The organism is Pseudophaeobacter sp. (assembly GCF_039971195.1).
Classification (GTDB): Bacteria; Pseudomonadota; Alphaproteobacteria; order Rhodobacterales; family Rhodobacteraceae; genus Pseudophaeobacter.
Genome location: NZ_JBDWPJ010000093.1, coordinates 1 through 11854, shown reverse-complemented (window position 1 = coordinate 11854; position 11854 = coordinate 1). Strand labels below are relative to the sequence as shown.

The window sequence follows — 11854 nt, the reverse complement described above, 5'->3', positions numbered from 1 at the left end:
CGCAGGATGTCAGAGACCCGGTCAATGGCATCGCGCACCCGGATGGCGGTGATATTGGGCATCTCGCGCGCCAGATCGCGCAGGATCTGCGCCTCTGCGCTGGTCTCGGCATAGACCGTCGCGATAAAACTATGCGGGGCGCCAGCCAGGGCAGCCTCGTTCAGGGTGAGTACAAAGCCCATACCGGCAGTGGAGAAATCGACATTGCGAAAGCTGGTGATCTCGGCCTGGATGTCACGGCCCAGCACATTCAGCGTGATGGTATCGCCTAGGCTCAGGTCCAGCTCTTCGGCCTCTTCAGCGGCAAAGCTGACCTGCGGTGGGCCGGTATAGTCGTCAGGCCACCAGCTGCCAGCCACTACTTCGGTGCCTTTGGGTTGGGCGGCGGCATAGGTCACACCGCGATCCCCGCGCACCACCCAATGATCGCCGGCTACCTCCTGGGCAGGGGTGCCGTTGATCTTGGTGATTACTGCCCGCAACATCGGGGCGCTTTCGACCTTGCTCACAGCCGGGTCGCCATCGACGCGGGCGAGGAAGGCAGGCATCTGGTCACGCTGGATATCGACAAAGAAATAGGAGGGTGCCACATCCGGCAGATTGCCCGCAATGGCGCGGCGCATATTACCATCGATCTGGCCAATGGCGGCCAGAACGGTCAGGCCGAGACCCAGGGCCAGTACCGCTGGCACGGCGCCATCGCGGGAGGTGCCGATGGCGGCGAGCGCCCAACGGAGTGCCGGGCGTCCGCGGGTGATCTGCGCGCCACGCCGCGCCAGCCAGCCAAGTCCAAGGGCGGCAATCAACAGCACCAAAAGCGCCCCCATCAACCCGCCTGCGGTCCAGAGCGTGAGTTCTGCGGCGCCAGAGAAGAAGGCGGCAGAGCCAACAAGAGTGGCTAAGGCCAGACAGGTGGCCAGCACATAGCGCAGCGCAGGCAGGCGGCCGACTTCGCCCAATGCGCCACGAAATAGTGAGGCGGCACGGATACGTTCGGCCCGGGCCAGAGGCCAGAGGGCAAAGATAAAGGCGGTGAGGAAACCGTAGAGCGCGGCCTCAATTAGCGTGGCCGGGTAAACGGCAAACAGCGCCGGGAAAGGCAGTTGTGCCGCAATCAGTGGCCCAAGCAGGATCGGCCCAAGCCCGCCCAGGACCAACCCGATGGTGACGCCAAGCAGGGTCAATGCGCCGATTTGCAGAAAATAGGTCAGGAAAATCACCTGCCGCTCAGCCCCAAGGGTGCGCAGGGTGGCAATGGTTTCTGTCTTGGTCGCCAGATAGGCGCGCACGGCGGCAGAGACACCAACGCCGCCCACCGCCAGGCCAGAGAGGCCCACCAGCACCAGAAATCCGCCAAGCCGTTCAACAAAGGTGGCAATACCCGGCGCGCCGTTGCGGGCATCGCGCCAGCGCATGCCATTGTCTTCGAACTGGGCGCGGGCCTCTTGTTGCAGGGCGTCAAGGTCGGTGCCCGCGGGGAGGGTGAGCCGGTATTTGGTGGAATAGAGCGACCCAGGCGCCAAGAGGCCAGAGCCGTCCAGCGAGGGCCGCGCCACCAGAGTTCGCGGGCCAAGGGCAAAGCCGGAGGCTGCGGCATCGGGTTCGGTTTTAATGGTGGCCATCAGCACAAAGTCGCGGGTGCCAAAACGGACCGTATCACCGGGGCTTAGCCCCAGGCGGTCGGCCAATACTGGCATCATGGCGACGCCGGGCAGTTCGCCGTTGCCAGCCAGGGCTTCCTCGAGGGGGATATCAGGCTGCAGCGCGATCTGACCCACCAAAGGATAGGCGCTGTCCACGGCCTTGACCTGGGTCAGACCGCGTTCCTCGCCCACTGTGGCCATGGATCGAAACTCGACGATCTGCGACAGGGCCTCGGAATGCCCCGCCATCCATGCGCGTTCCTCGTCATTGGCAAAGCGGTAAGTGAAGGTCAGCTCGGCATCGCCGCCCAGCAGGCTGGCGCCTTCCTGGGTCAACCCGGCCTCGATCGAGGCACGGATAGAGCCAATGGCTGCAATCACGGCAACGCCAAGTGCCAGACAGGCGAGGAAAATGCGAAAACCTTTGACGCCACCACGCAGCTCGCGCAGGGCGAAACGCCAGGCCAGGCGAAAGGAAGAGGCGGGCGTGGAAGCCATACCCGTCATTCCGCCGCCTCGGTTGCAGGTTCAGGTTCTGCCAGGCGGCCGTCGCGCAGGCGGATCACCCGATCACAACGCGTGGCCAGCTCGGGCGCGTGGGTGACCATAATCAGCGTCGCCCCGTAGCGGTCGCGCAGACCAAACAAGAGATCCATCACCGCGGCGCCGTTAGCCTCGTCCAGATTGCCGGTGGGTTCATCCGCCAGCAGGATTGCAGGACGCGGTGCCAAGGCGCGGGCCAGGGCAACGCGCTGTTGTTCGCCGCCGGAGAGCTGCGCGGGGAAATGGCCGGCGCGATGGCCCAGACCCACGGCCTCCAGCTCGGCATGCGCCACCTCAAAGGCATCGCGGCGGCCAGCAAGTTCCAGCGGTGTTGCGACGTTTTCCAGCGCTGTCATCGTCGGGATCAGATGGAAGCTTTGGAAAACAACCCCCATGTGGTCACGGCGAAATCGCGCCAGGGCGTCCTCATCCATGGCGGTGAGATCCTGGCCGAGTGCGGAGATATGCCCGCCTGTGGCCAGCTCCAACCCCCCCATCAGCATCAACAGCGAAGACTTGCCGGATCCGGAGGGGCCGATCAGCCCCAATGTCTCGCCTTTGGTGACATCCAGTGAGATGTCCTGAAGAATTTGAACCGGTCCGGTATTGCCATTCAGCGTTAAAGACGCATCTTTGAGGTGGAGAACGGGTGGATCTGTTTCTGTCATGAAGCTGCGCCTGTTGAATATACTCTATCGGATATGGAGCATTTGCTGCGATGCGCAAGGTTTGGGCCCTGTTGGGCATTATTATTTTTGGAACTGTCGCCCCGGCTGCGCGGGCCGACGCACTGCGGATCACCGCCTTTGGCGACAGTCTGGTTCAGGGCTACGGGCTGCCGCAGGGCGAGGGTTTGGTGCCGCAGCTTGAGGCCTGGCTACAGGAACAGAACCAGGAGGTTGTGCTGAGTAATGCTGGTGTTTCAGGCGATACCTCTGCCGGGGGCGCGGCACGTATTGATTGGACATTGTCTGATAGCCCGCAGGGGCTGGTGGTCCTGTTGGGAGGCAATGATCTGCTGCGCGGGCTGCCGCCCACCGAGACCCGAGCCAACCTGCGAAAAATCCTTGTGGCGGCCCAGGCGCAGGAGGTGGAGGTTCTGTTGATTGGAATGCAGGCGCCGGGCAACTACGGGCCAGCCTATAAGGCCAGTTTTGATGGGATCTACGCCGAGCTTGCCCAGGAGTTTGACGCGCTGTTGCACCCGGATGCATTTGCCGGAATTCGCGCGGTAGCGGGCCCCGACCCGGCTGCCGCGCAGGCCTATATGCAGGGGGATAACATTCATCCCAATGCCAAAGGCGTGGCGCTGAATGTCGAAGCCCTAGGGCCGGTGGTGCAGCAATTGATGGCGCGTATCACCAGCGAAGCGGCGGAGGGCTAGGCTAAACGCAAAAGCGGCCCCAAACAGGGGCCGCCAGAATGAATTGTCTTCTTGGGCTTAAAGCAGCGCGAGATCTACTGCTGATTCACGACCATCGCGGCCGGGCTGCATTTCGTAGCTCACTTTCTGATTGTCCGCGAGGCCAGTCAGACCGGACCGCTCAACTGCGGAAATGTGAACAAATACGTCGCTGCCGCCACTATCCGGGGCAATAAAGCCGAAGCCTTTTGTGGTGTTGAACCATTTGACGGTGCCAGTTGCCATCGTCTCTTCTCCTAGTTTCTTCTCACGCGCTCTGCCCGCAACATGCGGCAGTATGGCTCGCTCATTCTGGTGGGGGTCCACCGATCAGGGACAAATAGCACCCCTTTTATGACCCAGCGATGACAGCATTGGACAGAAGAAGCCATCACGCAAGAAAATTCTCCACACTGAGGCAGGCAGAATGGCTACCTGGCCTGGAGTTCCGAGCGGCGTTGCAAAAATGCCTGCCTGTTGTGCAGATTTGCGGCTGCCAGCGCGGGAATGGCTCAGATCAAAGAACTGTGACCTTGGTTCCCAGTGGGACACGCTCATAAAGATCAGTCACGTGTTCGTTCAACATCCGAATGCAGCCATTGGAGGCCGAAGAGCCGATGGTTTCGGGTTGGGTGGTGCCATGGATACGGAAATAGGTGTCGATGCCATTTTGATAGAGGTAAAGCGCCCGAGCGCCCAAGGGGTTATCGGGGCCGCCGGGCTGAACATAGCTGTTGCCGTCAAAACGGCTGTAGCTGCGGGGGCTGCGCTCGATCATTTCCTGGGTGGGCCGCCAGCTGGGCCACTCGCGTTTGCGTTCGATCAGGGCTGAGCCGGTGAATTCCAGACCAGCCTTGCCAACACCAACTCCGTAGCGGATCGCCTTGCGCTTTTCAGTGACAAAATAAAGGTAGTAGGACCGAGGCAAGATTAGGATCTCGCCCGGTAGGTATTCCTTTTTGATCCGGACATACTGGGGGGTGGGGTCAAAGACCGGGGCGGATTTGGCCAGGGCCGGGCTGGACAGTGCTAGAGATGTGATGGGTGTGGTTGATAAAACAGCCAGGGTGGAGATCGAAAAAGCGCGGCGGGAAATCATCAGGGCCTCACGGATTGGAACAAATTACCAGGTCAGTCTGCGTCCGTCCCGACATGTGGTCAAGCATAGGGGGGCAAACATAGAGGGAATGTGATGTCTTGTGGTCGCGGGCAGATGGCCTATATCCCGCAGGGTCCGAGCATTGGAGAACGATCATGGCTGCCAAAACCCTTACCTGTCTGACCTGTGCGCAGCTGAACCGGGTGCCCGAGGAAAAACTGAGTGCTGGCCCCAAATGCGGCAGTTGCGGCGCCGGGCTGATTTCAAAACAGCCAGTCGATGTGGATCCTGCGGTCCTGCAAAAGGCAGCGCAGAACGATGATCTGCCCCTGGTGGTGGATTTCTGGGCACCCTGGTGCGGGCCTTGCAAAATGATGGGGCCGGAATTTGCCAAGGCATCCAAGAAACTGTCCGGCCAGGCGCGACTGGTCAAACTGGACACCCAGCGGCATCAATCCACGGGCGGTCGTTTCCGGATCAAAGGCATTCCAACCCTTGTGGCGTTTGAGCGCGGCAAAGAGAAAAAGCGCCAGTCCGGGGCGCTGCGCGAAGGCCAGATCGTGGCCTGGGTCAAAGCGCGTTAGAAAACTCGCGGAGGGCTGCCGACACACTCTCAGCCCCCGAAATGCAGTCCTCTCAGTTTTGAGCGGCAGATAGGGTTGAACAGGGGAGAGGTAGATGTGGAATAGGCGAAACTAGAAGCAAGGGGTCTCCGAGAGGAGGTCTCTCTGTTTCTTTAAAACTTCATTCAGTTGTAGAAGTGGGTCTCGGGCAGTTTTCAAGGCTCGGGCGGGAGCTTTCCGCGGAGGCAGTTTCCTTGGATTCGGATTTTTTGGTTCGCCAAAGGAGAAGAAAAGCCAAAATTATCAAAGTGAAGCTGAGTGATCCGCCCAGATAGATCAGGCAGCAAAGCCAGAGCGGAAAATCGAAAAGAAGCCCGCATGCTAAGCCCGCAATCAGGGCCAAAAGCGTGCCAGTTATTGCGCTAACCCAGATCAAACAACGCCCCTCCCAAGCCGGTGCTAAAAGCTTAGGGAAAAATGTAGGTTTTCGAAAGGCTTATTTTGCGGGGGCTGGTCTTAACGCAGTGCAACCGATGATTGGTGCCATGCTGATAGGCTGAGCTGGTTTGCAATCACACTGGCGCGGTTGATCGGTCGCCTGAAATCTGCGACTTGAGGTCTGACTTGGACCGCAGAAGCAGGGCAAGGATTGTCACAGCGGAAAACAGAACTCCTGAGGCCGAATAGAGGGCGATTCCTTGCCAGATCTGAAGGTCAAAAAGCGCAACACCGGTTCCGGCCGAGATCAGGCCTAAAATGGATCCAAACATGATACTCACAAAAGCCATTTTGTTTCTCTCTCAACCTAAAGCCGCCGGGTAAACCTAGCGCGTCACTGTCTCATCAATACAGCCAGAAAAGGTTAAGATTTTGTTTAAACTGTGCCCTGCGGTGGGCAATTTTCGGGAGGTTTACGCCAGAATTGCGCGGGTTTCTTGCTGGAAAAAGGCAGTGTCCAGGCGCTTTGGACGGGGCCTATTTTGACACCAGGGCGATGCCATCGCGGGGTTTTGGCATCCGGCCACGCCCCTGTTGCAGGACATGGGCCAACTCATGCGCCAGCAGGTCGTTGCTTTTGGCGCTGGCGGGGCGGGCGACATAGAGATTATCGCCAATGGTAAAGGCCTTGGCTCTGAGGGATTTGCAGAGATCCTTGGCATTGCCACCGGTATGCACCCTGACCTTGGCGAGCTTGCTGCCAAAATGCGCTTCCAATCCTTTGCGCAGATCGCTGGGCAGTTTTTTGCCCTTGGTGCCTTCCGGGGAGCTGTCCAGTTTTCTGCGCTTAGCCTTTCTACCCTTGGTGGCTTCGACCTTGGAAACAACTTCTTCGGGGGTGATCGGCATGGAAGGACCCTTTCAAACAGAAAACAAATACAGGCTGGTTGTTGCCCAGCCTAGCGCAGGGTTGGCGAATGGCAAAATGCAAGGGAGATAGGAGCGGAAAGCCGGCGCCATCCTGCCTTGCCTTCGGCGAGAATATTTTTGGAAAGATGATGGGCTGTCCGCTGACTAACAAAACGAACGGGGTGCTGTTTGAAGTGTGGACGGGCGGAGCCCAACGCTGACGCAGGCTGCTTTGGAAGATGACAGTTGCGGGCTTGTCCCTGGGCCGCCTGGCCCGCGCCTGACCTTTCTGTCATGCCAGAGGCATGCTTTCAGCATGATGAAGGCGCATTCGCACCTCGCCGAGGTCAGGTGCGGGCCTTGGGTTGCGTGACACCTGGCGTCACTCAATTCGAAGCGATTGTAAGATCTCGCCGGGTTGATGACTTTAGTTCTTCATGAGCCAAGGATCGCTTCTTTCGATCATCGTTGGTCAAAACGATTTCTTTTATGGCATCCCTAACTGCCCTTGGTCCGACGATTTCACATCTCAACTGCCAATAGGCAAAATTCTTGGCTGCGGCTTCTTGATTGCCCGTGTGTGCAATTGCGGCTTGATGATAAGCTTCAAGGAGGCCCACATAGGCCTCCTTGCGTTCTTGAAAACTACGCTCAGTATTCTTGGCGCGAGAAGACAACTAGCTTTGGACGAAAGCTGTGACTACAGAACCAAGGCCAAAGGCCCCCAAAATTGGAAGCCATATATTCGCTTGAGAGAGCGACTCACTCACCGCACAAACTTCTTGTGCTTCAGGCGCTTGGGCTCCAGGGCGTCGGCGCCCAAACGGCGCTTCTTGTCTTCCTCGTAGTCCTCAAAGTTGCCCTCGAACCATTCCACATGGGCGTCGCCTTCAAAGGCCAGCATATGGGTGCAGATCCGGTCGAGGAAGAAACGGTCGTGGGAGATCACCACGGCGCAGCCGGCAAAATCAACCAGCGCGTCTTCGAGCGCCCGCAGGGTCTCCACGTCCAGATCGTTGGTCGGTTCATCGAGCAGCAGAACATTTCCGCCCTCTTTCAGCAGACGCGCCATGTGGACACGGTTGCGCTCACCACCGGACAGGAGGTTCAGCGGTTTTTGCTGATCGCCACCTTTGAAGTTGAATGAAGAACAATAGGCGCGGGAATTGACCTGAGCGTCGCCCAGTTCGATGATCTCGGCCCCACCAGAGATCGCTTCCCAGACTGTTTCATTGTCCTTCAGGTCGTCGCGGGACTGGTCGACATAGGAGAGTTTCACCGTGTCGCCGTAAGAGACCGTGCCGCTGTCGGGCTGTTCCTGGCCGGTCAGCATGCGGAACAGGGTGGATTTACCGGCGCCGTTGGGGCCGATCACGCCGACGATACCGCCGGGGGGCAGGTCAAAGGACAGGCCTTCGACCAGCTGCTTGTCACCATAGTGTTTCGAGATGCCTTCGACCTCGATCACCTTGTTGCCCAGACGCGGGCCATTGGGGATGACGATCTGGGCGCGGGTGAGCTTTTCGCGTTCGGACTGTTCGGCCAGATCGTTATAGGCGTTGATCCGGGCCTTGCTTTTGGCCTGACGTGCCTTGGCACCCTGACGCATCCAGTCGAGTTCCCGTTGCAGGGTCTGCTGCTTGCTCTTGTCCTCACGGGCCTCCTGCTCCAGCCGTTTGGCTTTCTGTTCCAGCCAGGCAGAGTAGTTGCCCTCGTAAGGGATGCCCTTGCCGCGGTCCAGTTCCAGGATCCAGCTGGTGATATCATCGAGGAAATACCGGTCGTGGGTGACGCAGAGGATGGTGCCCTTGTAGTCGATGAGGTGCTGCTGCAGCCAGGCGATGGTTTCCGCATCCAGGTGGTTGGTCGGTTCATCGAGCAGCAGCATGTCAGGCGCTTCGAGCAGCAGTTTGCACAGGGCAACCCGGCGTTTTTCACCCCCGGACAGGTTGGCGATCTCAGCATCATCCGGCGGGCAGCGCAGCGCCTCCATCGAGACATCAACCTGGCTGTCCAGATCCCAGAGGTTTTCCGCATCAATGCTATCCTGCAGCGCGGTCATCTCTTCCATCAGCTCGTCAGTGTAGTTTTCAGCCATCTCAACCGCGATCTGGTTGAAACGGTCGACCTTGGCTTTTTTCTCTCCCAGGCCGAGCATGACGTTTTCACGCACCGTCAGGCTCTCGTCCAGTTTTGGCTCCTGCGGCAGATAGCCGACTTTGGCGCCCTCGGCGGCCCAGGCTTCACCGGTGAAATCCTTGTCGAGCCCGGCCATGATTTTCATCAGGGTGGATTTACCCGCGCCGTTGACGCCGACGACACCGATTTTTACACCGGGCAGGAAGGACAGGTGAATGTTTTCAAAGCATTTCTTGCCACCGGGGTAGGTCTTGGAGACCCCCTGCATGTGGTAAACGTATTGATAGGCGGCCATGTGACTGCTCCATGATGGGGAAATCTTGCTGGCTGGTGTGATAGCGGATGGGAGAGCGGGGGGCAATGCGGGATGCGCCGCCCTGGGGTATTCCCGGTGCCGCTACAAAGACTGGGTTGATTGATGGGCGGGAGTTGTACTAGCGTCGCGCGCAGCTGATACATTTCATCGGTTTTTTGCTGCCACGCTTTTAGTGGCGTGGTTTTTTGTGTGTTTAGCCCTTTAGGGAGTTTTTGTTATGTCTAAACCTGTTTTTCAAGATCTGTTCGCATTTGAAGGCCGCAGAAATAGAAAGAGCTATGTCTTCTATATTCTGTCTCTCTTCGCCATTACACTGCCCATTGGGGCGCTCATCGGGGTGATGGGACCTAACAACAGTATCGTTTGGGTCGTGATGCTGGTGATCTATATCCCTCTGGCAATTTCCAGCCTTGCGGTGGGGTCACAACGCTGTCGTGACTGTGGCTGGACCGGCTGGTTGGTTCTGCTTGGAGCGATCCCCTATGTGGGCATTATCTTTGCGCTGGTGCTGCTGTTTTACCCCGGCACCGCAGGGGATAATAAATACGGCTACGACCACCTGCAGCAGGCGGGTGGTGTGACCGCCTAGGTCCCGTCCTTTAAATGATTATCTGCAGGCACAAAAGGTCCTCATTTTGAGGGCCTTTTGGAATTTGTGAAGCGGCTGGGCAGTTGCGCTATGCCTCAAAGAGGCGGTGCGCTGTGTGGTTGGGGCTTGGAATTCTGGTGTTTTATGTGCATCAACCAACGGATGAGGCAGGAGTTTCCATATCTACGGGCAGGCATGAGCGTGGGATTGCTGGGCGGGTCGTTTGATCCGGCCCACTTGGGCCATGTGCAGATTAGCCGTGCGGCGCTTAAGCGGTTCAATCTGGATCAGCTCTGGTGGCTGGTCTCGCCCGGTAATCCGCTGAAAACCCGTGCCCCTGCCAGCATGGCACGGCGCATTGCGGCGGCGCAGCAGGTGATGGATCACCCAAGGGTACGGATCAGCGATATCGAAGTGCAGCTTGGCACGCGTTATACGGCTGAATCCCTGCGAGAACTGCGCAGGATTTATCCGGGCGTGCGGTTCACCTGGTTGATGGGGGCCGATAATCTGGCGCATTTCCATCACTGGAAAGACTGGCAACAGATCATCGAAACAGTTCCTGTGGGGGTATTGGCCCGTCCCGGAGACCGGATCTCGGCGCGGTTGTCGCCTGCAGCGCGGATCTACCGCGCGCAGATGGTCAAGGACAGCCAGAGCCAGCTTTTGGCGCAGGCAGAGGCTCCGGCCTGGTGTTTTGTCAACGTGCCGATGATTTCCGCGAGTTCCTCTGCGATCCGCGCCACTGGGGAATGGTCGGTCACGGAGAGTTAAGGAATTGGGCTGATTTGACCCGAAAATAAGCCCAAAGCTGCCATCTTGGCGACCCTTTGCAGTATTAGACTGGCCGTAGCTGCCACTCTTTCCCCCAAAAAAGGGTTTTGGGGGAAGTGGTGGCAGAGTTAACTTTTTGCAGGCGGTTCCACTGCGTTTGGGGTATGAGCTATGGCACAGGTATTTAGGACGGACTCCATTTGCCGTTTTGCGGCAATTTTATTAGAAATTGACTGACATGCTTTCGAGACGTTTTTTCCTCTCCGCCGCTGCAGCGGCACTTGCCGCGCCGGCAGCCTTGGCCAACGCGCCCAAGACCTCGCTGCGCCCGCAATCCCGCGCCACTGCCATTCTCACTTCTGGGGCAACTCAGGGCGCCCCGACAACCAGTCTCAAATCGCTTTTGGCGCGCTCTGGCCTATCTGGCCAGGTGGCCTGTGCGGTGGCAGAGGTCGGCAGTGGTAAACAGCTGGAAGCCCATGACGGTGAGGCGGCCCTGCCTCCGGCCAGCGTCGCCAAGGCGCTCACTGCGCTTTACGCGCTGGAACATCTGGGCTCCAAACATCGCTTCGCCACCCGGCTTTTGGCTGCAGGGACGCTGCAGGGCGGGGTGCTCAAAGGCGATCTGATCCTGGCGGGCGGCGGCGATCCGATGCTCAACACGGACCATCTGGCGCAGCTGGCGCGTGCTCTGAAAAACGCGGGTATTCGCGAGGTGCGCGGCGGCTTCAAGATTTACGATGGGGCCCTGCCGCGGGTGCGGACCATTGATGCGGATCAGCCGGATCACGTGGGCTATAGCCCGGCGGTTTCTGGCATCGCGCTGAACTTCAACCGGGTGCATTTTGAATGGAAGCGGGCGGGCAGCAGCTGGTCTGTCCAAATGGATGCCCGCACTGAGAAATACCGCCCCGAGGTCAGCATGGCGCGGATGAAAGTCGCCAATCGGGCGCTGCCGGTTTACACCTATGCGGACCGTGGTGGCGCCGACAGCTGGACTGTCGCCTCCAAGGCGCTGGGCAATGGCGGTTCGCGCTGGTTGCCGGTGCGGCGTCCGGCTGAATATGCCGCAGATGTGTTTCGCACCATGGCGCGGGCGCATGGGATCAAGCTGAAACCCGCCAAGCGCATTTCGTCACTGCCGACGGCAACCTTGCTGGCGCAGCATCACAGCCCGCCGCTGGATCTGATGCTGAAAGGCATGTTGAAATACTCCAACAACCTGATGGCCGAGATGATCGGCATGGCGGCCACGGCCAAACGCGGCAAGCCTCCCAAGGGCCTGAAGGATTCCGCTGCTGAGATGTCGCGCTGGGCGCGGTCAAAATACGACGTCTCTTCGATCAAAATGGTGGATCATTCCGGCCTGGGAGAGGCTTCGCGGGTGGCGCCCAGCTCCATGCTGCGGGTCTTAGTGGCCGCCTATAAGACCGGGGCGC

At 59.0% G+C, this 11854-nt stretch carries 12 protein-coding genes; 5 read left to right on the top strand and 7 right to left on the bottom strand.

What is annotated here, in order from left to right:
* Together ABJP42_RS08260 and ABJP42_RS08255 are read right to left on the bottom strand one after the other, a co-directional pair.
* A partial coding sequence (locus tag ABJP42_RS08260) for an ABC transporter permease (RefSeq protein ID WP_348339854.1) occupies positions 1-2150 on the bottom strand: 2150 nt, incomplete at its 3' end.
* The gene (locus ABJP42_RS08255; protein ID WP_348339853.1) at positions 2147-2854 is read right to left on the bottom strand and encodes an ABC transporter ATP-binding protein; all 708 of its coding nucleotides are present in this window, start codon (positions 2852-2854) and stop codon (positions 2147-2149) included. The genes ABJP42_RS08255 and ABJP42_RS08260, both read right to left, overlap by 4 nt.
* A 50-nt stretch (positions 2855-2904) precedes the next feature.
* Between ABJP42_RS08255 and ABJP42_RS08250 the strand changes: the two genes are divergently transcribed.
* Positions 2905-3570, top strand: coding sequence for an arylesterase (locus ABJP42_RS08250; protein WP_348339852.1), 666 nt, complete (start codon positions 2905-2907; stop codon positions 3568-3570).
* A 57-nt stretch (positions 3571-3627) separates the two neighbouring features.
* Here ABJP42_RS08250 and ABJP42_RS08245 read toward each other — a convergent pair whose 3' ends face one another.
* Together ABJP42_RS08245 and ABJP42_RS08240 are read right to left on the bottom strand one after the other, a co-directional pair.
* Positions 3628-3834, bottom strand: coding sequence for a cold-shock protein (locus ABJP42_RS08245; protein ID WP_027241328.1), 207 nt, complete (start codon positions 3832-3834; stop codon positions 3628-3630).
* Positions 3835-4105: 271 nt separating this feature from the next.
* Complete coding sequence (locus tag ABJP42_RS08240) at positions 4106-4687, bottom strand: L,D-transpeptidase (protein WP_348339851.1); 582 nt, start codon at positions 4685-4687, stop codon at positions 4106-4108.
* 155 nt (positions 4688-4842) lie between these two features.
* Between ABJP42_RS08240 and trxA the strand changes: the two genes are divergently transcribed.
* Entirely contained in the window at positions 4843-5271 is a 429-nt protein-coding gene (trxA, locus tag ABJP42_RS08235) for a thioredoxin (protein ID WP_348339850.1), read from the top strand.
* A 954-nt stretch (positions 5272-6225) separates the two neighbouring features.
* On the opposite strand, the gene ABJP42_RS08230 is transcribed toward trxA, so the two are convergent.
* The 3 genes from ABJP42_RS08230 to ettA form a co-directional block, all read right to left on the bottom strand.
* Positions 6226-6597 (bottom strand): eCIS core domain-containing protein, encoded by a 372-nt coding sequence (locus ABJP42_RS08230; RefSeq protein WP_348339849.1) that lies wholly within the window; start codon positions 6595-6597, stop codon positions 6226-6228.
* A gap of 386 nt (positions 6598-6983) precedes the next feature.
* Complete coding sequence (locus ABJP42_RS08225; protein WP_348339848.1) at positions 6984-7274, bottom strand: hypothetical protein; 291 nt, start codon at positions 7272-7274, stop codon at positions 6984-6986.
* An 89-nt stretch (positions 7275-7363) separates the two neighbouring features.
* Positions 7364-9031 (bottom strand): energy-dependent translational throttle protein EttA, encoded by a 1668-nt coding sequence (gene ettA, locus ABJP42_RS08220; RefSeq protein ID WP_348339847.1) that lies wholly within the window; start codon positions 9029-9031, stop codon positions 7364-7366.
* Positions 9032-9269: 238 nt separating this feature from the next.
* Here ettA and ABJP42_RS08215 point away from each other — a divergent pair, with 238 nt between their 5' ends.
* The 3 genes from ABJP42_RS08215 to dacB all read left to right on the top strand — a co-directional run.
* Positions 9270-9641, top strand: a complete 372-nt coding sequence (locus ABJP42_RS08215; protein ID WP_348339846.1) for a DUF805 domain-containing protein — start codon at positions 9270-9272, stop codon at positions 9639-9641.
* Between the two features lie 162 nt (positions 9642-9803).
* Positions 9804-10415, top strand: coding sequence for a nicotinate-nucleotide adenylyltransferase (locus tag ABJP42_RS08210; RefSeq protein ID WP_348339845.1), 612 nt, complete (start codon positions 9804-9806; stop codon positions 10413-10415).
* A 238-nt stretch (positions 10416-10653) separates the two neighbouring features.
* On the top strand, positions 10654-11854 hold a 1201-nt coding region (gene dacB, locus ABJP42_RS08205), incomplete at its 3' end, for a D-alanyl-D-alanine carboxypeptidase/D-alanyl-D-alanine endopeptidase (RefSeq protein WP_348339844.1).